Source organism: Paenibacillus sp. YAE3, assembly GCF_057546105.1.
Window position 1 is genome coordinate 202,987 of record NZ_BAAIYF010000004.1, and the last position, 24,274, is coordinate 227,260.

20 protein-coding genes and 1 riboswitch are annotated in these 24,274 nt (G+C 54.1%); of the genes, 19 read left to right on the plus strand and 1 reads right to left on the minus strand.

Features of this window, described 5'->3' with window-relative positions; genetic code table 11:
* Positions 1–20: 20 nt before the first annotated feature.
* From AC27KL_RS09600 to AC27KL_RS09610, 3 genes are all read left to right on the plus strand, one after another.
* Positions 21–902 (plus strand): ROK family protein, encoded by an 882-nt coding sequence (locus AC27KL_RS09600; protein ID WP_487169536.1) that lies wholly within the window; start codon positions 21–23, stop codon positions 900–902.
* A gap of 193 nt (positions 903–1,095) precedes the next feature.
* Positions 1,096–1,776 carry a stalk domain-containing protein gene (locus AC27KL_RS09605; RefSeq protein WP_487169537.1) on the plus strand — a complete coding sequence of 227 codons (681 nt, stop codon included), beginning with the start codon at positions 1,096–1,098 and terminating at the stop codon, positions 1,774–1,776.
* A 187-nt stretch (positions 1,777–1,963) separates the two neighbouring features.
* The gene (locus tag AC27KL_RS09610) at positions 1,964–2,968 is read left to right on the plus strand and encodes an HRDC domain-containing protein (RefSeq protein WP_487169538.1); all 1,005 of its coding nucleotides are present in this window, start codon (positions 1,964–1,966) and stop codon (positions 2,966–2,968) included.
* 226 nt (positions 2,969–3,194) lie between these two features.
* Here AC27KL_RS09610 and corA read toward each other — a convergent pair whose 3' ends face one another.
* Entirely contained in the window at positions 3,195–4,130 is a 936-nt protein-coding gene (corA, locus tag AC27KL_RS09615; protein ID WP_036715518.1) for a magnesium/cobalt transporter CorA, read from the minus strand.
* 444 nt (positions 4,131–4,574) lie between these two features.
* A riboswitch (SAM riboswitch) is annotated at positions 4,575–4,698 on the plus strand.
* A 114-nt stretch (positions 4,699–4,812) separates the two neighbouring features.
* Here corA and metA point away from each other — a divergent pair.
* The 16 genes from metA to AC27KL_RS09695 all read left to right on the plus strand — a co-directional run bounded on the left by metA (position 4,813) and on the right by AC27KL_RS09695 (position 24,186).
* Complete coding sequence (gene metA, locus AC27KL_RS09620; protein WP_036715519.1) at positions 4,813–5,748, plus strand: homoserine O-acetyltransferase MetA; 936 nt, start codon at positions 4,813–4,815, stop codon at positions 5,746–5,748.
* Positions 5,749–5,783: 35 nt separating this feature from the next.
* Positions 5,784–6,974: an aminotransferase class I/II-fold pyridoxal phosphate-dependent enzyme gene (locus tag AC27KL_RS09625; protein WP_487169539.1), complete on the plus strand. Its 1,191-nt coding sequence runs from the start codon at positions 5,784–5,786 to the stop codon at positions 6,972–6,974.
* Positions 6,967–8,148: an aminotransferase class I/II-fold pyridoxal phosphate-dependent enzyme gene (locus tag AC27KL_RS09630; RefSeq protein WP_487169540.1), complete on the plus strand. Its 1,182-nt coding sequence runs from the start codon at positions 6,967–6,969 to the stop codon at positions 8,146–8,148. Before AC27KL_RS09625 ends, AC27KL_RS09630 begins: the two co-directional genes overlap by 8 nt.
* 294 nt (positions 8,149–8,442) lie before the next feature.
* Entirely contained in the window at positions 8,443–9,576 is a 1,134-nt protein-coding gene (gene mqnC, locus AC27KL_RS09635; protein WP_339321914.1) for a cyclic dehypoxanthinyl futalosine synthase, read from the plus strand.
* 198 nt (positions 9,577–9,774) lie between these two features.
* Complete coding sequence (locus AC27KL_RS09640; protein WP_339321913.1) at positions 9,775–10,356, plus strand: TetR/AcrR family transcriptional regulator; 582 nt, start codon at positions 9,775–9,777, stop codon at positions 10,354–10,356.
* A gap of 49 nt (positions 10,357–10,405) precedes the next feature.
* A complete protein-coding gene (locus AC27KL_RS09645; RefSeq protein WP_487169541.1) occupies positions 10,406–11,728 on the plus strand; it encodes a cytosine permease in 1,323 nt (440 codons plus the stop codon).
* A 4-nt stretch (positions 11,729–11,732) separates the two neighbouring features.
* Positions 11,733–12,860 carry an S-methyl thiohydantoin desulfurase family protein gene (locus AC27KL_RS09650; RefSeq protein ID WP_487169542.1) on the plus strand — a complete coding sequence of 376 codons (1,128 nt, stop codon included), beginning with the start codon at positions 11,733–11,735 and terminating at the stop codon, positions 12,858–12,860.
* Complete coding sequence (locus AC27KL_RS09655) at positions 12,860–14,437, plus strand: ROK family protein (RefSeq protein ID WP_487169543.1); 1,578 nt, start codon at positions 12,860–12,862, stop codon at positions 14,435–14,437. Before AC27KL_RS09650 ends, AC27KL_RS09655 begins: the two co-directional genes overlap by 1 nt.
* Before the next feature lie 248 nt (positions 14,438–14,685).
* The gene (locus AC27KL_RS09660; protein ID WP_339321909.1) at positions 14,686–15,588 is read left to right on the plus strand and encodes a putative sporulation protein YtxC; all 903 of its coding nucleotides are present in this window, start codon (positions 14,686–14,688) and stop codon (positions 15,586–15,588) included.
* Positions 15,589–15,970: 382 nt separating this feature from the next.
* A complete protein-coding gene (thrS, locus tag AC27KL_RS09665) occupies positions 15,971–17,911 on the plus strand; it encodes a threonine--tRNA ligase (protein WP_487169544.1) in 1,941 nt (646 codons plus the stop codon).
* A gap of 459 nt (positions 17,912–18,370) precedes the next feature.
* Entirely contained in the window at positions 18,371–18,967 is a 597-nt protein-coding gene (locus AC27KL_RS09670) for a 3D domain-containing protein (protein WP_281422508.1), read from the plus strand.
* Positions 18,968–19,076: 109 nt separating this feature from the next.
* Positions 19,077–19,286 (plus strand): hypothetical protein, encoded by a 210-nt coding sequence (locus tag AC27KL_RS09675; RefSeq protein ID WP_487169545.1) that lies wholly within the window; start codon positions 19,077–19,079, stop codon positions 19,284–19,286.
* A 217-nt stretch (positions 19,287–19,503) separates the two neighbouring features.
* Positions 19,504–20,583, plus strand: a complete 1,080-nt coding sequence (liaF, locus tag AC27KL_RS09680) for a cell wall-active antibiotics response protein LiaF (RefSeq protein WP_487169546.1) — start codon at positions 19,504–19,506, stop codon at positions 20,581–20,583.
* Between the two features lie 4 nt (positions 20,584–20,587).
* Entirely contained in the window at positions 20,588–21,646 is a 1,059-nt protein-coding gene (locus AC27KL_RS09685; RefSeq protein ID WP_445164703.1) for a sensor histidine kinase, read from the plus strand.
* The gene (locus tag AC27KL_RS09690; protein WP_487169547.1) at positions 21,643–22,302 is read left to right on the plus strand and encodes a response regulator; all 660 of its coding nucleotides are present in this window, start codon (positions 21,643–21,645) and stop codon (positions 22,300–22,302) included. The genes AC27KL_RS09685 and AC27KL_RS09690 overlap by 4 nt, the downstream gene beginning before the upstream one ends.
* 270 nt (positions 22,303–22,572) lie before the next feature.
* Positions 22,573–24,186, plus strand: a complete 1,614-nt coding sequence (locus tag AC27KL_RS09695) for a S1C family serine protease (RefSeq protein WP_487169548.1) — start codon at positions 22,573–22,575, stop codon at positions 24,184–24,186.
* Positions 24,187–24,274: the final 88 nt, after the last annotated feature.

Below are 24,274 nucleotides of genomic sequence, written 5' to 3' on the forward strand. Positions count from 1 at the left end.
GTGCAGGAGGGATTGCAACGATGAGTATTCTGGGAGCGATTGAAGCCGGAGGTACGAAATTTGTATGCGGTATCGGGAAGGAAGACGGAACCGTGCTGGAGCGGATCAGTTTTCCGACGACGACGCCCGAAGAAACGATGGCACAGGTGGTTTCTTTCTTTCAAAATAAAGGCGTGGAAGCGCTCGGGGTAGGTTCGTTCGGACCGATCGATCCCGTCAAAGGAAGTCCTACATACGGACGCATTACGACGACCCCTAAACCGCATTGGAGCAACTTCGATATCGTCGGCCATCTGGGCTCGCATTTCCAGGTTCCGATCGAATTCGATACGGACGTGAACGGTGCGGCGCTGGGCGAATATACGTGGGGCGCGGCCAAAGGCTATGACAGCTGCCTGTACATTACGGTTGGCACCGGAGTCGGCGCCGGCGCGGTTGTCGGCGGCGAACTGGTGCATGGTCTGTCGCATCCGGAAATGGGACATATTTTGGTCCGCCGCCATCCGGAGGACAAATTCGAAGGGTTCTGCCCTTACCATGGCGACTGCCTGGAAGGCGTAGCCGCCGGGCCTTCGCTGTCGAAACGCTGGGGCGTTCCGGGTGCGGAATTGACGCCGGATCATCCGGCTTGGGACATGGAAGCCTATTATCTTGCGCAAGCGTTGATGAACTATATCCTGATTTTGTCTCCGCAAAAAATCGTCATGGGCGGCGGCGTCATGAAACAGCTTCAGCTGTTCCCGCTGATTCACGCGAAGCTGCAACAGCTGCTGAACGGTTATGTGCAGCTTCCGGCCATCAACGAGCAAATCGCGGACTATATCGTTCCTCCGCAGCTCGGAGACAACGCCGGATTATGCGGCGCGCTCGCTCTGGCCAAAAAGGCGCTGGCTGCGGTTTAATCCTCATCGTCTAAGGGACGAGCTTCATTGAAACAGATTCAGGCAGGAGGCTGTAAAGCCTCCTTTTTCGCGTTTATGCCATCCATTTGATCTACTGCTGCAATTTTTTTTAGTCAAAAAGGCGCTTGTTAGAAGAAATGCAAAGCTCTATAGTTCATATATATTGATTGTGAAATTCATTTTATGGCAAGGAGTGGAGAGTTTGAAAAAGAAATGGATCCTGACGACGGCTGCGGCCGCAATGCTGCTAACAGCGGCTTCAGGCGTTTATGCCGGAGCCAAACTTCAGGAGGTCAAGGCGTATTTGAACAGCGGCATCCAGCTCAAATACAACGGAACGCCCGTCCAGCCTCGGGACGAGAAAGGAAACGCGGTGCTGCCGATTACATACAACGGAACGACGTATCTTCCGGTTCGGGCCGTCGGGGACGTGATGGGAATCGCCGTATCGTATAACCCGGAAACGCACACGGTGGAGCTCGGGGAGAAGTCGGAAGGCGTATCGATCGCAAAAGGGTTCGAAAGCATGTATTATACGAAGGACCCGGCGCAAACGACATATCAGGGCAAGGATTACAAGGAAGCGTATTTCGATAATGCCGGCAGCAAACGCAGCAGCAGCTTCATGCTGTTCCCGAAAGGAAAATACCAGAAGTTGTACCTGCAGGTGGCTGCCGTGGGCGAAGACATCGACAACTTTTTCATTCAAGACAGTGAGAAGGACGTCAAGCTGAAAACCGAAAAGCTTGCCGTAAAAGACGGCTTGAAAACGATCGTCGTCGACATCTCCGGCGTCAACGAACTGTTCATTTATGCGGATCTGGAGAACAAAGGAGCCTTGTTCGTTCCTCTGACCACGTCTTATTATAAGTAAGCCATTGCAGGAATCCGACAGGCATGCGCCTTTGATGCACCAAGGCGGCCGTTTTTTCAAAAAGGATTGACCATTTTCGATGATGTGGTATCATTTGGAATAACAGCATAATAACGGGGAAGCACCTCTCTTGAACTTCAAGGGGGGTGCTTTTTTTGTTGTGCTGATTCTAAAGGGAGGTAGTAAGATGCAGACCGTATTCATGAACCGAATGGTGAAGGAAAGCAAACAAGGGGGAAAATGGGCCGAAGTATGGATCGATGAGGGGGAAGGCGTCTGGAAGCTTGGCTGGAGGGATGTGGAAGGGGGCGGCAGCGTATCGGAACAGACCTGGTATGAAGGCGGTTCATGGAATGAGATGCTCCATATATACCGCCACGGTCTGGCCGTGAAATTGGGCGAGGGTTTCCGTCCGGTCATTGACGGCATCTTTCACGACGAAGAGGAGCAAAAAGGAAAAAGCCAAAACGCGCAAAAGCTGTATTGCTACAGCGAGCTGAACTACGACGAGGAGCTTTACAACGAGCTGTGCGCCTGGCGGCGCAAAAAAGCGGCGGCCGAGCGAAAGGCACCTTATTTTATCGCAACGAACCGGCTGCTGCGGCTGATCGGCACGTTCGTGCCGATGACCTTGGACGAGCTGCTGCAGCTGCCCGGCGTCGGGGACAACAAGGCGGCGGAATACGGCGCGGAGCTGCTGGAAATAACAGCAGGGCGTAAACGCAGCCACGGCTTCCCGCTGGATTGGGTGCAGGACGAGCTGGACGAGGCGACCTACGAGGCTTGGGTATACAAGCAGAAGGAGCAGAAATATAAGCAGGATCTCGATCGATACCGGACCAAGCAAATGCTGCTCCAAGGCATCCAAAACGGCAAAAGGCTTGAGGCAATGGAGCAGGAAACCGGCTTGACGAGACGGGAGCTGGTGGAAGCGCTGGAACAGCTGGAGAAAGAAGGTTACGACGCCGAAAGCCTGATCGCCGGGGAACTGCAGGAAATGCCGGAAGCGGAGCAGGAAGAGGTGTGGAAGGCTTTCGAGGAGCTGGGGGACACGCTGCTGAAGCCGGTCATGCACCGCGTATACGGTCAGGAAGCAGCGGCGGGACCGCTGATGGAGCTCCGGTATGAACGCCTGCGTTTGATCCGGATCCGGTTCCGGAAGGAAACGGGCAGCCGCCGGCATGCGGGATAACCTGCAGGTCGCGGGCTCCGGGCGTTAGGTGCGGCGATAAACGGAAGAAGACGCGTGGGGCACGGAGCGCGGGGACAATGCCGGGATGACGGGCCGTACCGCGAATGAATACGGATCACTGCTTCTTATCCATGCCGCTTAAGACGCAAAAAGGACGAAGATGCTTTACGTGCACGTGGAATGCAGCTTAAGCCAATCTTCGTCCTTATTCTAAATCGACCGTCTTTCAGATCCAGTCCTTCTTGCGGAAAATCAGCAGCATGCTGACGGCGAGCACGGCCATGATTCCGATTACGACAAAATATCCGTAAGCCGTATGCGTTTCGGGCATGTTGTCGAAGTTCATGCCATAGATTCCGGTAATGACCGTGAGCGGCATGAATATGGTCGTGATGGCGGTAAACACGCGCATGATTTCATTCGCGCGGTTGGCGATGCTGGACTGGTAGGCTTCGCGAAGGTTGCCCATCAGATCGCGGAACGTATCGAAGGTTTCAGAAATTTTGACGGCATTTTCATAAATATCGCTAAAATATTTTTGCAGCTGATCGTCGATCAACCGAAGATCCCGTTTATTGAGCGTATTGATCAGTTCTTTTTGCGGTCCCAGCACCTTTTTCAGCCACAGGATTTCGCTTCGCAAACCGATGATTTCGTTCAGGTGCGATTTTTTCGTGTGCATCAGGATATCTTCTTCCAGCTTTTCGATTTTGGCTTCGATCCGGTCGCCTACGGTGAAGTAGTTGTCAACGACAAGGTCGATCAGCAAATACAAAAAGCGGTCGGGGGTGCTGACTTCCTGCTCCCATAAAATCGGCTTCAGGGAACGCAGCTCGTGAATTTTTTGTTTGGTCACCGTGATAATAAAATGGCGGCCCAAAAAGACGTTCAGCGCACGCAGGAAAATTTCCTCGTCATCGAAACGGATGGAATTCACGACGATAAAATAATGGTTTTCGTAAATTTCGAGTTTGGGGCGCTGTTCCTCTTCGCTCAAGCAGTCTTCCACCGCCAGATCGTGAAGGGAAAATAAAGGCTGCAAAAGCGCCAGATCTTCCACGTCCGCATCGATCCAATAGAATCCTGCAGGCGGGGCAGTCAGCGTGGTTTGGATGTCATCGATCGGGCTGAAAACGCCCTCGTTTACCAACCGGATTTTCATCTGATCTCACTCCTTTATCCCGACATGCGGCGCATGTTCAGGAAACGCTTGTTTAGGGCATAGGAAAGAAATCAGCGTTGCCGGTCGTTTTTTTCGGGGAATTAAAAGAGGAATCCGCGGTAGACAAAAGCGAAAACTTCCCTGCGCCGGCAAGCCGATTTCAGTTCTATGCGGTTGTGTTCATTTGCATTCAGCTTCGGGCTCGGGTCGCCTTCCATCTCATGTCACCTCTTGTTTTAGGTTCAAACACTTGTCTAGTATAACGCCGGGCCATGGACCTTTCAAGAAAAAAATCGCGCCTGGCGCCGTCCTGTTACAGCGTATGACAAAGGCTGGAAAAACGTGTGGGCTCCTCTTGCGGCATTTGCCCGAAAGCTTCTTGACGAAGGATGGGATTATGATTTAAAGTAAGGAACAAGATCAAATAAAACTGAATACAGCGAAATCTTATCAAGAGCAGGTGGAGGGACTAGCCCAATGAAACCCGGCAACCGGCGCGAATGCGCACGGTGCTAATTCTTGCAGGAACGTGAAGCTGCTTTGCGCAGCGGTTTCTGACAGATGAGAGAGGCGTAAAATATAACGAACATGACCTTTCTCTATGCAGGAAGGTCATTTTTGTTTTATATGCACCTTGCTCCCCCGTATGATTTTCGCCACCTTCGAAAAGGAGTGTTGAATCATGCCGATTAAAATTCCGGATGCCCTGCCGGCCAAAGAAATTCTAAACGGAGAAAATATTTTCGTCATGGATGAGAGCAGAGCGTACCATCAGGACATTCGGCCGCTTCGCATCGCCATCCTGAACATCATGCCGACCAAAGAGACGACGGAAACGCAGCTGCTCCGCCTGCTGGGCAACTCCCCGCTGCAGGTGGAAATTACGCTGCTGCATCCGCAGTCGCACACGTCGAAAAATACGTCCGTGGAACACTTGGAGGCATTTTACAAGACGTTCGACGAAGTGCGCCACCGCCGTTTCGACGGGATGATCATTACCGGCGCGCCGGTGGAACGTTTGGATTTCGAAGACGTGTTCTATTGGGATGAGCTCGAGGAAATCATGGATTGGTCCAAAACGAACGTCACCTCGACGCTGCATATCTGTTGGGCCTCGCAGGCCGGCCTGTATCATCATTTCGGGGTGCCGAAGTGGGATTTGGCCAAAAAATGCTTCGGCGTGTTCCCGCATACGGTCAACCGGCAAAACGTAAAGCTTCTTCGCGGTTTCGACGAAGTGTTTTATGTACCGCATTCCCGCCATACGGAGGTCCGCCGTGAAGACATCGAAGGCATCGACGAACTCGAAATTTTGTCCGAATCCGAGGAAGCGGGCATCTATTTGGTGGCAACGAAAGACGGCAGACAGATTTTCGTCACGGGTCATTCCGAATACGACGCCTATTCCTTGAAGTGGGAGTACGAACGGGATATCGCCAAGGGCATGGAGATGGACATTCCGAAGCATTATTACCCGAATGACGACCCGAGCCAAACCCCGCCGGCGATCTGGCGCGCCCATGCAAACTTATTATTCTCTAATTGGCTGAATTACTATGTATATCAAGAAACGCCCTACGACATCGGCGAGGTCGCCGAAGTTTGGCCGCAGATCTAGGCTGTATACTTGAGGAGATTATGGGGGAAACCGACATGGAGAAAAGAAAAGCATTAAACATCGAAAGCCGATTGGCGCAAATCGGTTCGCAGGAGGATCCGGTCACGGGAGCCGTAAACTTTCCGATTTACCAGGCCACGGCGTTTCGCCATCCGAAGCTCGGCCAAAGCACGGGATTCGATTACGCACGGACGAAAAGCCCGACGCGCAAAGTTCTGGAGGAAGCAGCCGCTGAACTGGAGTCCGGAGACGCCGCTTTTGCGTGTAGCTCGGGCATGGCTGCTCTGCAAACGATTTTTTCCCTGTTCAAGCAGGGCGATCATTTGATCGTATCGCTTGATTTGTACGGCGGAACATACCGGCTGCTGGAGCGGATCCTTTCGAAATTCGGCGTCAGCGCGTCGTACATCGATACGAATGATCTGGATGAGCTCGAAAAATCGAGACGCCCGGAAACGAAGGCGGTCTTCATCGAAACGCCGTCCAATCCGCTGATGATGATTACGGACATCGAGAAGGTGGCTGCTTGGGCGAAACGCCATGAACTGCTGACCATCGTGGACAATACGCTGCTGACGCCGTTTTTTCAGCGCCCGATCGAACTTGGCGCAGACATCGTCATTCACAGCGCGACCAAATATTTGGGCGGACATAACGACGTGCTCGCCGGCCTGATCATCACGAAAGGAAAAGAGCTGTCGGAAGAAATGTTTTTCCTGCACAACTCGATCGGAGCGGTACTTGGAGCAAGCGATTCGTACCAGTTGATGAGGGGCATGAAGACGCTGGCGCTCCGGATGGAGCGGCACGAGAGCAACGCGATCGCCGTTGCCGAGTTTCTAAAGACGCATCCGGCCGTGGCCGAAGTGTTCCATCCGGCGTTCCCCGAGCATCCGGGACATGACATACAAAAGAAACAATCCAGCGGGAACACGGGCATTTTCTCCTTCAAGGTCAAGGATGCCCGCTACGTGGAGCCGGTTCTCCGCCACATCCGGCTGATCGCTTTTGCCGAAAGCTTGGGCGGCGTGGAGTCGCTGATGACCTATCCGGCCGTGCAAACCCATGCGGACATCCCGGAAGAAATCCGGAAGGCGGTCGGCGTGGATGACAGGCTGCTTCGCTTCTCCGTCGGCATCGAGCATATCGACGATTTGATCGCCGATCTCGGCGGCGCGTTGAACGCAGCCATTGAGGAAGTCGAAGGGGGAAAACGCCATGAGTGAGCAGCACGGCAAAGAGCAAAACGGCCAAGAATCGCGGAAGTTCGCGACCAAACTTCTTCATTTCGGCTCGGAAATCGATCGCAATACCGGGGCGTCCAGCGTACCGATCTACCAGGCATCGACCTTTCACCACGAGGATGTGTTTAACCCTCCGGTTCACGACTACAGCCGTTCGGGCAATCCGACGCGCCAGGCGCTGGAAGATTATATTGCGCTTTTGGAAGGCGGCGTAAGAGGTTTTGCCTATTCCTCCGGAATGGCTGCCATTTCCAGCACCTTCATGATGCTGTCCGCAGGCGACCATATGATCGTGACCGAAGACGTGTACGGCGGTACATACCGATTGCTGACCAGCATTTTGAACCGGCTCGGCATCGAAAGCACGTTTGTGGACATGACCGACCTGGATCAGGTGAAGGCGGCATTAAAACCGAACACCAAAGCGGTATATATGGAAACGCCGTCGAACCCGACGCTGAAAATTACCGACATTGCGGCCGTCACGTCCTGGGCGAAAGAACATGACCTGCTCACGATGCTTGACAACACGTTCATGACGCCGTATTACCAGCGTCCGATCGAACATGGCGTCGATATCGTGCTGCACAGCGCGACGAAATTTCTGGGCGGGCACAGCGACGTGCTGGCCGGTCTCGCCGTTGCCCGCACCCCTTCCATCGGCCGGCAGCTGAAGCAGCTGCAAAACGGGCTCGGAACGGTGCTTGGCGTGCAGGATTCCTGGCTGCTGATGCGCGGGATGAAAACGTTGCAGGCGCGGATGAACCACAGCGAGCAAAGCGCGGCCGTGTTGGCCGCATGGCTGAACGGGCGTCCGGACATCGAGAAGGTATATTATCCGGGACTGCTCGATCATCCGGGGCGGGAAATTCATGAAAAGCAATCCACGGGTTACGGAGCCGTCGTTTCGTTCGACGTAGGTTCGGGCGAACGCGCCAAGCAGGTGCTGAACAAAGTCCGCATTCCGCTTGTCGCCGTCAGCCTGGGAGCGGTGGAAAGCATCTTGTCCTATCCGGCCATGATGTCCCATGCCGCCATGCCGGCCGAAGTCCGGCACGAGCGGGGGATTGCGGACGGGTTGCTGCGCTTCTCCGTCGGCCTGGAGGATATCGACGATTTGATCGCCGATTTGGATCAGGCTTTGCAAGGATCTTAACAAGGAAGGAAAGCGCCGCTTGACGCGGCGTTTTTCTTTTTGCCGTTTGCCGTGAGCGAAATCGCCGGATTCATCGCGAGCCAGGGATAATTTATGTCCATTCCGTGACCATTTTGTGACGGTGGCGATGCCAAATCCTTGAAAATCACGGTTTTTGCCTCACATGCGACCTGTCATCCAAGAAAGTGAAGTTTTTCTCAAACCAAAAGTATGTTAAGATGATGAAGACGGTTTAATGATATAAGTCTGCTAAACGTATATATATTTTGCCATATGATAAGGAGGCTTCCGGAGATGAGCACAGTAGATCAGATCCTGGACAAAGCGCTGCGCGGGGAACGGTTGAACCTGGAGGACAGCGTTACCCTGTTTGAAAGCAACGAAGTCGAAAAAATCGGCCACGCCGCCGATATCATGATGAAGAGACAGCATCCGGAACCGATCACAACGTTTGTGATTGGGCGGAACGTCAACTACACCAACGTGTGCGATACATACTGCACGTTTTGCGCCTTTTACCGCGTCCCGGGACATAAGGAAGGTTATCTCCTTCCGGACGAAGTCATCTTCCAAAAGATTAAGGAAACCGAGGATGTGGGCGGAACCGAAATTCTGATGCAGGGCGGCACGAACCCGGACTTGCCGTTCAGCTACTATACGGATTTGCTCCGCGGCATAAAGCAGCGGTTCCCGAACATTACGATGCACTCGTTTTCCCCGGCGGAAATCCGCAAAATGGTGGAGGTGTCGGGTCTTTCCCTCGAAGAGGTCATGCGCGAGCTGAAAGCTGCCGGACTCGATTCCCTGCCGGGCGGCGGAGCCGAAATTTTGGATGACCGCATCCGCAAAAAAATCAGCCGCCATAAAGGCACCTGGCGCGACTGGATGGACGTCATGCAGATGGCCCACAAAATCGGCATGAACACGACCGCCACGATGGTCATCGGCTTCGGCGAATCGATGGAAGAGCGGGCGCTGCACATGCTGCGCATCCGCGACGCGCAGGACGAATGCATCGCGAACGGCTATGATTCGAAAGGGTTCCTTGCGTTCATTCCGTTTACGTTCCAGCCGGACAATACGAGCCTGAAGCGGGAGCGCGAAACCCCTGAAGCCTACCTGAAAACGGTGGCGATCGGCCGCCTGGTGCTCGACAACGTGCCGAATCTGCAATCCTCTTGGGTCACGATGGGCCCGGAAGTGGGCAAATTGTCGCTCAGCTACGGCTGCAACGACTTCGGCAGCACGATGATGGAGGAAAACGTCGTTTCCTCGGCGGGCGCGGTGCATAAAGTGAATATCGCTTCGATCCTTCAGCTGATCCGCGAGGCGGGGAAAATTCCTGCGCAGCGGAACACCCGTTACGACATTTTGCGCGTGTTTGAGGAAGGAACCGAAATCGAACGCGATTTTGTCATGCAGAACTAATCCATACTATTAATGAAGATATTGTAAAAATGGAAAAAAATCCTTATACGAATCCTGCTTCGAATGCGAAGCGGGATTTTTTTATTTTTAGGGGAACGAGGGAATGTCGAATTTTGCGAAAAAAAGTATTGTATTTTTATGCGTCTTTTCGTATAGTTTACTTAATTAACGTTAATTAAATCGGAGCTGAGGTAATCCATGACCAGAAATAAGTTGAAGGAAGCCGCGATGCGTTTATTCGGGGAGAAAGGGTACGACGGCACGGCACTATCCGAAATCGCCAAGGAAGTCGGCGTGAAAACGCCGGCGATTTACGCCTTTTACGAGAATAAGGAAGATTTGTTCATGACGGTCTTTCGCGAGGCGATGGATGCATACAATTCGTACGTTCAGGAGTTGGCCGAAGGGCGGGAGAAGTTAGGCGTCCGGGAAAGCTTGTACGGGATTTTAAGCAGGCAATACGAATTTTACCGGGAGTGTCCCGAGGCAAGCAAAATCGTGCTGCGGTACATGGTGTTCCCGCCTTCGTTTCTGAAAGATACGATCGAGGAGGCTTTTCTCCATTCGGACCAATTGCTGACGAAGCTCGTCGGCGCATGGATGGTTCGGGGAATGGAAGAGGGCGTCATTCGCGAGCAGAAGGTGCAGCCGCTGGTAGATTCTTTTTTGAACGTGATGGACGGATTAAGCATTCAATATTTCTATTACTCCTCCAAGGAAGTTTATGAACGCAAGCTGAACCATGTCTTTGAAACGTTTTGGAACGGCGTGCGCTCGTAGGCGATGGACAAACCTCAACCAGAATTTACACGACAAGGGGATGGGTACATTGAGTGAAGCGAGTCAAGTGAAAAGCAATGAAGCAAGCGCGCAGGATTTTGAAAGGGAGCCCGTTCCCGCGCATATGCGCAAAAAATGGTTGTCCATGTCGCTGGTTTGGATCGCGATCGGCATCGACTTGTCGGCCATGTTTTTGGGAGCCGAGCTCGGCAATGGCATGAATCTGTCCGATTCGCTGACGGCGACGGTGATCGGTTCCGTCATTCTCGGCTTGATCGGCGCTTTGTGCGCTTTTGTCGGGGCGAAGACGGGATTGTCCACGGCGATGATCAGCCGGTTTTTGTTCGGCAACGTCGGGGCGCGGATCGTGTCGATCGTGCTGGGGATTTTTTCGCTCGGCTGGTTTGGCGTCCAGGTCGGTTTTTTTGCTTCGAACATGCATACGGCCTTCGATAAGCTTGTGGGGGTGGACCTGCCTTTGGGATTGCTTTCTTTTATTGGCGGGTTGCTGATGATGTCGACCGCGATTTGGGGTTACCGCTCCATCGAAAGATTAAGCGTATGGTCGGTGCCGCTGCTCGTTATTTTTATCGGGATTGCCGTGTTTACCGCGTTTAAAACGAAAGGCACCGCGGCCATCTGGGAGCCGATCAGCGCCTCGCCGATTCCGATGGGAACCGCGATTTCGCTCGTCATCGGGATTTTTATCGTCGGCACCGTGCTTTCGCCGGACATCGGGCGCTGGGCCCGTACGCCGATGCATGCGGTAACCGCGGCTTTTATCGGCTTTTTCGTCGGGAACAGCTTTATGACGATCATTGCGATCTTTTTGTCCCGGCTGATGGACACGGACGATTTGACGAATATTTTCATTGCGCTGGGGCTGGGCCTTCCTGCCATTATCGTATTGACGCTGGCGCAGTGGACGACGAATACGAACAATTTGTATTCCGCTTCCCTCGGCTTTTCCGTCGTCTTTCAGCGGGTGCCGAAAAAGCTGATCACCATCATCGCCGGCATTCTGGCCACGCTGCTTGCGGTGTTCGGCATCTATGACAAGTTTTTGTCTTTCCTGAACGTCATTACGAGCTTCGTGTCGCCGATCGGCGGCCTGTATACCGCGGAGTATCTGCTTGTGAACCGTGCGAAGTTTACGTTCGAAGGCATTGACCGCAACAAAAACTGGATCATCCGTTCGTTGATCGTCTGGGTGGTTGCAACGCTGTTTGCATACATGACGACACCGGCGCCGGACGGCTTCGGGTTGTTCCAGCTGACACGCGTTCCGGCGCTGGACGCCTTCATATTCGCATTTATCGTCCAGTGGATCGTCGGAAAACTGCTGAGCAAAAAAGAAGAACAGAAAGGATAACATCATGGCTAACAACAATACGGATCAGAATACATTGACGGCATTGGACGAACAGGCCGTGCAATACATCGCCGTCGGCGCGGCGGTGCTTGGCACGGGCGGGGGCGGGGATCCCCATATCGGGAAATTGATGGCGTTGGAAGCCATCCGCAAATACGGCCCGGTTCGATTGGTTAGACCCGAAGAACTGGAGGACGATAGTCTCGTTGTCCCGCTTTCGATGATTGGGGCGCCGACCGTCATGAACGAAAAAATTCCTTCCATCGAGCAGATGACGCGGCCTTTGGATTTGATCGAAAAGGAGCTTGGCCGCAAAGTGAGCGCCGTTATGCCGATCGAGGTCGGAGGCGGCAATTCGCTGGTGCCTGTCATCGCGGCAGCGGAACGAGGCATTCCGATTCTGGATGCCGATGCGATGGGGCGCGCTTTCCCGGAATCGCAGATGGTGACGTTTTACCTCGACGGCATCGACTGCAGCCCGATCACGATGGCGGATGAACGGGGCAACGGCGTGCTTATGCATGCGATCGACGGCGTTTGGGAGGAACGGATGGCGCGCGCGCTGACGATCCAGATGGGCGGTTCGGCTTCGATCTGCGATTATCCCGTGTCGGGGGCGCAGGTCAAAAAAAGCGCCGTGCCGCACACGCTGACGCTGGCCTATGAAATCGGGAAAACGCTGTTTGAATCCAAAGAGCAAAAGCAAAACCCGATCGAAGCTTTGCTGAAGCAGCTTCACGGTTACGCCTTGTTCAACGGCAAAGCCGTGGACATCCGGCGCCGGACCGAAGGCGGTTTTACGCGGGGCGAAGCGGTGTTTGAAGGCACCGATGCCGAAAAGGGACGCACGATGCGCCTCTTCTTCCAGAACGAATTCCTTCTGGCGACGGAGGACGGACGGTCCTTGGCCGTGACGCCGGATCTGATTTCGCTGCTTGATCAGGACACCGGAATGCCGATCACGACCGAAAACCTGAAATACGGCGCGAGGGTGACGGCGGTCGGCTTCCCTTGCGACCGGAGATGGCGGACGCTGAAGGGGCTTGAGACGGTCGGGCCGAAATACTTTGGCTACGATACCCCCTATGTTCCGATCGAAGAGCTGGCAACCGGAAAAGGAGGGAATCTGTAATGCCTTGGACGATGATGAACAAGGAAGAAAAATACCGCATCGGGATCGACGTCGGCGGGACGAATACGGACGCCGCGCTGCTCGATTCGAAGCTCGACACGATTCATACGGTCAAGGTTCACACGACGCGCGACGTCAACGAAGGCATCGTCGAGTCGATCCGCCGCCTGCTTGCGGAAAGCGGCGTGAATCCGGCCCGGGTGCAGTACGCCATGCTGGGTACGACCCATTGCACCAACGCCATCGTCGAGCGGAAGCATCTGGGCAAAGTCGGCCTGATCCGGATCGGGGCGCCGGCAACGACGTCCGTGCCTCCGCTGGCGGATTGGGACGAGACGCTGAAGGCGGCGGTGGGCCCGCATGCCTATGTTGCACGGGGCGGGTACGAATATGACGGGCGCACGATCGTCGAACTCGACGAAGCCGAAATCAAGGATTACCTGGCCCGAATGAAAGGCGAAGTGGAAGCCGTCGCCGTCTGCGGCGTATTTTCTCCGGTCAACGCGTCGCAGGAGAAGCGGGTCGCGGAGCTTGCGAAAGAGATCCTCGGCGAAGGCATGCCGGTGACGCTTTCGCATGAAATCGGCAGCATCGGCATTTTGGAACGCGAAAACGCGTCGCTGCTGAACGGGGCGCTGCTGAACGTGATCGCGGGCGTCGTGCGCGGCTTCGAGCAGGCGCTGCAAAGCTTCGGGATCGACGCCGGCGTGTATATTTGCCAAAACGACGGCACGCTCATGCGCAGCGAATACGCGCTCCGTTACCCGATCCTGACGATTGCCTGCGGGCCGACGAACTCGATCCGCGGCGCGGCGCACCTGTCCGGGCTGAGCAACGCGCTTGTCGTCGACATCGGCGGCACGACGACGGATATCGGCGTGCTGGCCCAAGGTTTCCCGCGGCAATCGTCGGCCGCGGTCGAAATCGGCGGCGTGCGCACGAACTTCCGCATGCCGGACATTTTGTCGATCGGCATCGGCGGCGGTACGATCGTACGGGCCGGCGGCCCGGGCGAAACCGTCACGGTCGGACCGGACAGCGTCGGGTACGAGCTTTTGAAACGCGGCCGCATTTTTGGCGGCGATACGCTGACGGCAACCGACGTGGCCGTGAAGCTAGGCCGTTACGAGTGGGACGGCGCGCGGACAGAGGGGCTCGACGCTTCGGTTTGCCGCCAAGCGGATGAGATCATCACGCGCGACATCGAAGACGCGATCGACCGCATGAAAACGAGCGCGGAGGACGTGGACGTCATTCTCGTCGGGGGTGGAAGCATCCTTGTCCCGGACAAGCTCCAAGGCGTCGCCCGGATCGTCAGACCGGACCATTACGATGCGGCGAACGCGATCGGCGCGGCGCTCGGCGAGGTGAGCGGGGAGACGGAACGCATTTACTCGCTCGATGAAATGACCTACGACGAAGCGATGACGGATGCCAAAAACCATGCCATCGAGCAGGCGGTGCTTGCCGGAGCCGACCGGGCGACGGTGCAAATTGTGCTTTCGGAGGACATTCCGCTCGCGTATATGCCGGGCAATGCATTGCTCGTGAAAGTGAAGGCGGCGGGACGTTTGTAAAAACGTCCGAAAACGATTGAAACAAGGAGGCTTCTTCCTTTGTCGGACAGACAGGGGAGGGAGCCTTTTTGGCTTCGGAAACACCCGGAATTTGGCAGCCGGAAACTCGAATTCCGCCCGGTTTTTCCAGCGGATGCAAGTCGGGTTCAGCCTGAGAAATGTTAGCCTGTTTTCCATCGATCCCTCCCGTATATCCCCCCCGCAGAGACATATACTTTGTAAGAAGGATTTTGAAAGGAGTGAACTCCATGGAACTGTTCAGCATTGCAGCCCGAACCTCCGATCCGCAGGAAGAGGAGCGCTACATCAGCATCATTACGAAAGCGAACCAGGCTTTACATAAAAAGTACAAAACGCTCAGCATCAGCTGTTCGGTCCATGAGGGGATGACCTTCTGGCGCTGCCGCGAGGACGATCCGCGTTTTATCAAAGGCAACGTGCTGCAGCAGATTTACGGGACCGCGGCCAAAGCGCTTGCCGAGTATATTTTGCAGGAGAAAGAGCGGGAGCTGGCGGAAAAAATATTGAACGAGGAGTTCGACTTTCCCGAACCGGAAGAGCATGAGCAAATCCTAAAACACTGCCGCATGATCCTGGAGAAAAATCCCGAGTTCGGCGCATCGTGGAACCGCCGCTGCGCGATGCTGGAGCAGGGCATCCAACAATGCCTGAGCGAAAGGCCGCTGCTGCACGTGGACGGGTTCCTGACCTTTCGCGCTCATAGCTACATGAAGGAACTGAAGGAAATCGTGGAATACGCGGTGGACGAATTTATTATGGACCGTCAGTACGAGGAGTTCGTAGGCATGCTGAAATATTTCGTGTACTTCCAGCAGCCGCAGGTCCCGTTGGTTCATCTGATCCATAAAGGCGGCCAGGACGTGCTGCTTTTGGATGAAAATTTGAAGCCGCTGGATTACCGCTATGACGAAGGCGTCGTCGTGGAGCGGCTGGATCAGAAGGACCTGCAGATGGAAGACGCGGTTGTGACGACGCTGATTTCCGTGTCCCCGGCCAAAATCGTCATTCATACCCGGGAGCCGCATATGGCGGTGATCCGGACCTTGACGCAAATATTCGAAGACCGGGTGGAAATATGCAGATATTGCCCCGATTGCCACGGGTATTTCCGCGAGACGGGGAAGATCTGACTTGACTGTCAAAAGCTTGGGACTTATAATAACACACATAATTCGATAAAAGCTTCGACAAAGACATGGACCTAAGAAACGGGCGTTGCAGAGAGAGGAACCGGCGGCTGAAAATTCCTCACGCATCCGGCTTATGCGTCTACCCCTTTGTAGCTGCGGCCAGGAACGTTTTCCCTTTCGGGCAAGCAAGTAATGGGCCGCCGGGTCATTCCGTTATCAGATGCTGACGAAGGATAATGCTTCGGCTCCGCATTAGGAAATTCGGATTTTGGGGCGTTATCAAAATTGGGTGGAACCACGGGTACAGACACTCGTCCCTATGTTTTTAGGGATGGGTGTTTTTTTGTATGCTTTTGGTTGAATTTTGAAGGAGGAATGAAAGGTGTCAGTAAGTATCAAACTGCCGGACGGTTCGGTCCGGGAATACGCGGAAGGAAGCACGATCGAGGATGTGGCCGCATCGATCAGCAGCGGTCTGAAGAAAAACGCGGCAGCCGGCAAAATGGACGGGATTGTCGTGGATTTGTCCACCCCGCTCAAAGAGGGCGCGACAATCGAAATCGTGACGCTTGATTCGCCGGAAGGCCTGGAAGTGATGCGTCACAGCACGGCCCACTTGATGGCTCAGGCGACGAAACGCCTGTTTGGCGCCAAAGAGGTAAAACTTGGCGTCGGACCGGTCATCGAAGGCGGATTTTATTACGATATGGATCTTGAGCATCCGCTCAACCCTGAGGATTTGCAAAAAATCGAAAAGGAAATGGAACGCATCGTCGGCGAAAACCTGCCGATCGTACGCAAGGAGGTCAGCCGCCAGGAAGCGCTGGACATGTTCGGCGAGCTCGGCGACCCTTACAAGCTGGAACTGATCAATGCGCTGCCTGAAGACAGCGTCATCTCCATTTACGAGCAGGGCGAGTTTTTTGACCTTTGCCGCGGTCCGCATCTGCCTTCGACGGGCAAAATCAAAGTGTTCAAGCTGATGAACGTGGCCGGCGCATACTGGCGCGGAGACAGCAAAAACAAAATGCTGCAGCGGATTTACGGCACGGCATTCGCGAAAAAAGCCCAGCTGGACGAGCATCTGCACATGCTGGAAGAAGCGAAAAAACGCGACCACCGCAAGCTCGGCAAGGAGCTCGGCATCTTCACCTTCTCCCAGCTCGTGGGACAAGGCCTGCCGATGTGGCTGCCTCGCGGCGCCAAACTCCGCCGCACGCTGGAACGTTACATCGTGGATTTGGAAGAAAGCCTGGGCTACCAGCACGTTTACACGCCGGTGCTCGGCAACGTCGAGCTGTACAAAACATCCGGCCACTGGGAGCATTACCAGGAGGACATGTTCCCGAAAATGGAGCTTGATAACGAGGAGCTTGTCCTTCGTCCGATGAACTGCCCTCACCACATGATGGTTTACAAGAGCCAAATGCACAGCTACCGCGACTTGCCGATCCGTATCGCCGAACTGGGCATGCAGCACCGCTACGAAATGTCCGGCGCCCTGACCGGCCTGCACCGCGTGCGTGCCATGACGCTGAACGACTCGCATATTTTCTGCCGTCCGGACCAAATCAAGGAAGAATTCCTGCGCGTCATCCAGCTGATCACGAAGGTGTACGAAGACTTCGGCATCAAGGACTTCCGTTTCCGTCTGTCTTACCGCGATCCGGAAGACACCGAAAAATATTTCCCGAACGACGAAATGTGGGAAATGTCCCAGCGCATGCTGCGCGAGGTCGTCGAGGAAACCGGCATTCCGTTCTTCGAAGCGGAAGGGGAAGCGGCCTTCTACGGACCGAAGCTGGACGTGCAGATCCGCACGGCGCTCGGCAAGGAAGAAACGCTGTCGACCGTACAGCTCGACTTCCTGCTGCCTGAACGCTTCGAGCTGGAATACGTCGGCGATGACGGGCAAAAACACCGTCCGGTCGTCATCCACCGCGGCATTTTGGGCACGATGGAGCGCTTTACGGCCTTCCTGCTCGAAAACTTCGCCGGTTCGCTGCCTTTGTGGCTGTCCCCGGTGCAGGTCAAAGTCATTCCGGTATCGAACGCTTTCGAAGACTATGCGAAGAAAGTCGCCGAACAGCTCCAGCTGAACGGCATCACGGTTGACGCCGACCTTCGCAACGAAAAAATGGGCTACAAAATCCGCGAAGGACAGTTGGAAAAAATCCCTTACATGTTCATCGTCGGCGAAAACGAAATGAACGCAGGGTCCGTCTCCATCCGCAAACGCGGGGAAGGCGACCAGGGCGCGAAGCCGCTTGCCGAAGCGGTGGCGATGCTGAAAGAGCAAATCGCAAACCGCGAGATTTTTTAAATGCAAATGACTCGAAATTGGGCAGGAACGAAAATGAACCGGAAGTAGCGATATATGCTGCGGTCGTCTAAAAGCTTTCCGAAGGAAATGTTGAAGACAACAGCGATCGGAAGAATCCGTAACCGTAGCGGCTGCTCTCGCCTATTGAAAATGCGTTCCCCATTTTGAGCGACATCATCCTCTGCCTTGAACCTCAGGTTCAACATTCATGTATAAACGCCAAATCATCTGGACATCCTCGGAAGTAAAGGGGGAGGATTTTCAATGATGAAGGTAAAAACATGGCAGAGGATTTTGTTTTGCATGCTTTTGGTCGGGTTGTTCGCGGAAACGCCGAGTTTGTATGCGGGGTCGTTTTCGATGATGCCGTCTTACGTCGAGGACAGCAACCCCAATTCGATGATTGCTTCAAAAAACGATTATTATCTGAAACCGTTAAAATATGCTTCGAACCCGGAAATGTTCATGATCGTCGATCTCAATAAGAGCAAAGCTTCGCAATTCGCCGCGAAGTCCCAGAACGAGTTGCCCAAATTTGCCGCAAAGGCATTGCCTGCAATGACGAAACCCGAAACGAAGGTCCCGGCGAAAAAGCAGGGGGCGGTTGCGGTGACGGCTCCTAGGAGAGAGCAGGTGATCCATACCGTCAAAGTCATGGCAACGGGTTATACCGCCGGTTACGAGTCCACGGGCAAACGCCCTTCGCACCCGCAATACGGCATAACCTACTCCGGCGTGAAAGTGCGGAGGGACAAAAACACGATCTCGACGATTGCGGCCGACCCGCGCGTGTTTCCGCTGGGCACCATTTTGTACATTCCCGGTTACGGGTACGCGATCGTCGCCGACGTCGGCTCCGCCATTAAGGGACGGAAAATCGACCTGTATTTCGATACGACGAAGCAGGTTTATAAGGAATGGGGCAAAAAAGAGGTCGAGGTGCAGGTCATCAAACGCGGCAACGGCAAGTGCAACGAAAAAATGCTGAATACGCTGGGCAAAGCGATTCAGACTTATAAGTCGGTTCCGGCTTCATTGCTGGAAGAAGTCATTTAGAGCGACTGCCGCATAATTTTCTTGGCATTTCACATACTACTGACTGGGGAATAACCCCCCGGCAACCGAGGTTTGCCGTTTACGACAAGCTCAGGGAGGTGAAACGGCCATGAAAAAGCAACAACAAGGCAGCTATTTGACTCCGAACGAAAAGTTCAAAACGGAATTTGGCGAAGACACTGCGAACACGCCTACGACGCAAACGACTGGCGCAGCTCGTACAGGTGGTGCTGGCAGCGCAGGCAGCGCAGGCAGCAGCAGCTACAAAACGCCAAACGAGAAGTTTGACGAAGAATTCAAACCGACTGACCAAGCTTAAGGAACATATCGAAGCATAAACATCCGCCTGAAAGGGCGGGTGTTTTATTTTTTTGTAAATCTGTACCATTTGCCTCGGTCCCGGGACGGAGGACGATTTCATTCCCGCGCCGCTATCGTTCTTACGCCAACCTGTTGTACACTTAGATCAAAGCTGCAGAAGAGGCTTGGAGCGAAATCCAGCCCCCTAAGTTGATTGTTTAAAGGAGATACGGCTTATGAAAAAACGATGGTTGGACCGGCTGTTCGGCGGCGTCGTCCTGATCGGGATCGGCGTGATTTTCCTGTTGAACCAGCTGAACGTCATTGATATCAGTCTCGGTTACGTATTCAAGCATTATTGGCCCGTCATACTCATTGTCCTTGGCGTCAAGGAATTGCTGAAAGGGCGGAGAGCCTTTGCGGGAGCGGCCATCCTGCTGCTGTTCGGAACTTATTTTCTGGGAAGGAACGAAGGCTGGGATTGGGTGACCCCGGGCAGCTTCTTTAAAATTATCATCCCGTCTCTGCTGATCCTGGCGGGCTTGTACGTCATCTTCAAACCGACTGACCGCAAGCCGCCGTCCCGGCCGAATCAGACGGTTGAGCCGCCGGCGTTTACGCCCGACCCGCCCGAACCGGAGGATTTGACTGCAAAGTCGACTTTGGACCAGCAATTCGAGGAAAAGTTCGGCATTCCGTACACGAAGCAGCAGGCCGAGCACAAAACGATCCATGCCGATGCGGGCTTTGATGACGACGATGACTTTGATCCGGACGACATGGACGACGATGATGAGAAGGATCGATACAAGCAATATAAAAAAAGATACCGCGAGCAAAAAAAACAATATCGGGAGATGAGACAGGAAGCCCGGCACCAACACCGCCACCATCACCGCCACCATGGCGAATGGGACGGACATGACCACGACGGCGGGAAAATCAACCGGTCCTCGTTTATTGGCGACATTCACCTGGGACGCGATTACTTCCAATTGAAGCCGACGAATCTGTCGCAATTTATCGGGGATACGGTCCTGGATTTGACGAACGCGCATATTCCTTACGGCGAGACGAAAATCAACATTTCGGCGTTCATCGGCGACATCAAGGTGTACGTGCCCGACGATACGGACCTCGGGATTTCCATCCACACCAGCTCGTTTATCGGCGACATGTCGGTGCTTAACGAATCGCGCAGCGGATTCATGAGCAGCGTACAGACGAAAACCCCGTTTTACAAGGAAGCCCGGAAGAAAATCCGGATTCATGTCAGCGCGTTTATCGGGGACATTAAAGTGAACAAAGTGGGTTAAGCGCATGCGGAATATTATGAAAAATACGAAGTGGGTGCTGCTGTTTTATTTTATTCTGACCGGCCTGTTGATGAGCGCGGTGCTCGTGATCGGGGCGGACAGCGGATATCTGGTCGTAAAGGGAACCTGGGTTTGGGTCTACACAAGCCTGGGCTTCCTGCTGTTGTCGATCATGATCGGCTATGTGGCCGGCCAGCGGATCCAGCGGAGGGTCGACGTTCTCGAATACAACATGCTGCAAGTAGCCAAAGGCAATTTATCCGTGCGGATCGGGGAGTGCGATGACCCGACCTTTGCGCGGCTGTACCATGAGTTCGACAACCTGATGGACGCGATGGAGAAAAAAATGATGCTGCTGCAGCGGATGGGCGAGCAGGAGGTCGTGGAAAAGGAAAAAGCAGCCGAACGGGCCGTTTTGGAGGAACGCCGGCGCATGGCGCGTGACTTGCATGATACGGTCAGCCAGCAGCTGTTCGCCATTCATATGTCCGCCTCCTCGCTTCCCAAAGTGTTGGAACGGAATGCCCAGCAGGGGCAAGTGGTGATGGATCAGCTGATTTTCATGTCCCAGATGGCGCAAAAGCAGATGCGGGCGCTGATCGCCCAGCTCCGCCCGGTTGAGCTTGAAGGCAAAAACCTGGAGGATGCGCTCGAGGTATGGTTCCCGGATTACTGCCGCCAAAACGCGCTCAAAGGGATGAAGGAAGTCGAACTGCAGGGCAAATTATCCGAAGCGATCGAACATCAGCTGTTTTTGATTATCCAAGAGGCGATGGCGAACATCGTAAAACATGCCCATGCGCGTCTGGTCAGCATGTCGCTGCGCGAAGAGCAAAGACAGGTCGTGCTCAGCATTAGCGATGACGGACAGGGTTTTAACGAGGTGCCGCATAAGACGGGATCTTACGGTTTGTCCACGATGCAGGAGCGCGCCGAGAAATTGGGCGGAAAAGTGGAAATCATCAGCCGTCAAGGTTCCGGAACGACGATTCGCGTACATATACCTAAATTTGTGGAAGGAATGAACGGGGAACAACCACAGGGAGAGGATGAGGAACAATGACGGATGTTTTGAAAGTGATGATCGTCGACGATCATGAAATGGTGCGGATGGGGCTGAAGACGTATTTGATGCTGGAGCCGTCCATCGAGGTGGTGGGCGAAGCGGACAACGGCTCCAAGGTGGTCGATTGGCTGAAAAACGCCGCGCCCGAGCAGTTTCCCGATCTGATCCTGATGGATTTGATGATGCCGATGATGAACGGCGTGGAAACGACCCGGGCGGTTTTGGCCGAATTCCCCGCCATGAAAATCGTCATTTTGACCAGCTTTCTCGAGGATGAGCTTGTCGTGGATGCGGTGGAGGCCGGCGCCGTCAGCTACGTGCTAAAAACCGTGTCGGCGGATGAGCTGATCTATGCCCTTCAGGGCGCCAACCGCGGCATGCCGGTCATGACCGGCGACGTGTCGCAGGCGCTGGCCCGCGGCATTCGGCAGCGTACCGTCCAGGGAGATTCCTCCGGGCTCACCGAACGGGAGAAAGAGGTGCTGCTTCTGATCGCCGAAGGCAAAAGCAACAAAGAGATCGCCGAAGAGCTGCACATCAGCATCAAAACCGTCAAAACCCACGTCAGCAACCTGCTGATGAAATGCGAGCTGGAGGACCGGACGCAGCTGGCCATTTACGCGCACCGCAAAGGATGGGTGCAGGGAGGGTAAATGGGAGCGGTCTGGCTCCCAAGGAAATTCGTCGATCCTTTTTCTTTTAGAAATCAGTTTGAAATTGCCCCGTGGAGAGCGTCCTGATTTCGCAAGAAAAACTACCTTTAAATGCGGTCTGGCTCCCAAGAATTTTCGTCGATAAAGTTTTTCTTATCTCCTTTTTAATTGTTTTTAATCTGTGGTTAAGGTTTATAGTACATCATATATACAGATAAACAATTCCCCTACGAAATTGATATATAACAAGGGTGCACAGGAGGCATTATTATGGACGAAAGAAACAGATCGGGTCAACCTGAAGACGAATTTCAAAACGACGGCGTCAAACGTCAAGGATCTTCCGAATCGGGTTCTTCATATTATTATTCCTACGGACCGTTTCAGTCGATCGGCAAGGATCGCGCCGAACAGCATGGCGCCGAAAGCCACGGCAGACAGGAGGACGTCGAAATTACGCCTCCGAATCCGGTCCGGCCGCTCCCGACAGCAAATGCATACCGTTCATCGGCCGACTCCGGCAATCCCGGCGGAACGGGAGGGGGCGGCGGCAACTGGCAATTTAACCAGAAGCCGCCGCAGAAAACTTCCGTCAAAACGGTGTTGATTTCGTTCCTGGCCGGCGTGGTCGTCATTTCGGCGCTCATGTTTACATCCGATCGGATGAACCTGTTTACGCCGGACACGGCCGCCCAGTCTGGAGAGCAAACCAGCGCGCCGGTAACGGCGGCTCCGGAAAACAGCAACGGCAGCAATCAACCCGCTTCGCTTCCGTTGAACAAGCCGCTTGACGTCTCGGGCGTCGTGGAACAAGCCGGACCGGCAGTCGTGAAGATCGAAACGCTCGTGAAATCGAACAGCCGGAACTCGCAGTCCCAATCGCCGTTTATGAACGATCCGTTTTCGTTCTTCTTCGGCGGTGAGAGCGATTATTACGGCAACAACGGCGGAGATTCCGGATCCGGCCAAAATTCGCAGAATCAAGGAAAATCGCAGCTGGTTCCGTACGGCATCGGCTCCGGATTCATCTATAAAAAAGACGGCTACATTTTAACGAATGAGCACGTCATTGAGAACGCGGATGTCATCCAGGTAACGATCGAAAACGACAGCAAAACGTATGAAGCCAAACTGCTCGGCAAATCCAAGGATCTTGACCTTGCCGTGCTGAAAATCGAAGGCAGCAAGGACTTCCCGGTCGTGCCGCTCGGCGATTCCAGCAACATGAAAGTCGGTCAGCCGGTCGTTGCGATCGGTAACCCGCAAGGTTTTGACCACTCGGTTACGACAGGGGTTCTCAGCGCCCGCGAGCGTACGATCGACGTTGGCGACGATAACGGTTCGGATACGAGAAAATACCAGCATCTGCTGCAAACCGATGCTTCCATCAACCCCGGCAACTCCGGCGGTCCGCTTCTGAACCTGAACGGCGAAGTCATCGGCATGAACGTCGCCGTCAGCAAAGATTCGCAAGGCATCGGGTTTGCCATCCCGGCGAGCACGATCAAAAACGTCGTTCAGAAGCTTGAAAACAACCAGGAAATTCCGAAAGATCCGGAACCGTTTATTGGCGTCAAACTGATTACTTTGACGGATGAAGTAGCCAAACAGATGGGGACGGACATTGCGGAAGGAAGCGTGGTTGCGGAAGTGACGTTTAGATCGCCTGCATATGAAGCTGATTTGCGCCCATATGACATTATTACCGGCGTTGACGGCACGAGCGTTAAAACCAACACCGATTTGGTAAATTATATCCAAAAACAAAAAGTTGGCGCGAAAGTTACGCTTCATGTCGTCCGCAACGGCAAAAAGATGGATATGCAAGTCACCATCGGCGACAAAAACAAATACAACATTCCTTCTGAAGACAGCAATCAGTGATCATCGGAAGGCTACAATCAACAGCGGAAGGGAAGGTCCCTTCCGCTGTTGGCGTACAAGGATGCAAACGCAAAACTTCACTGCTACA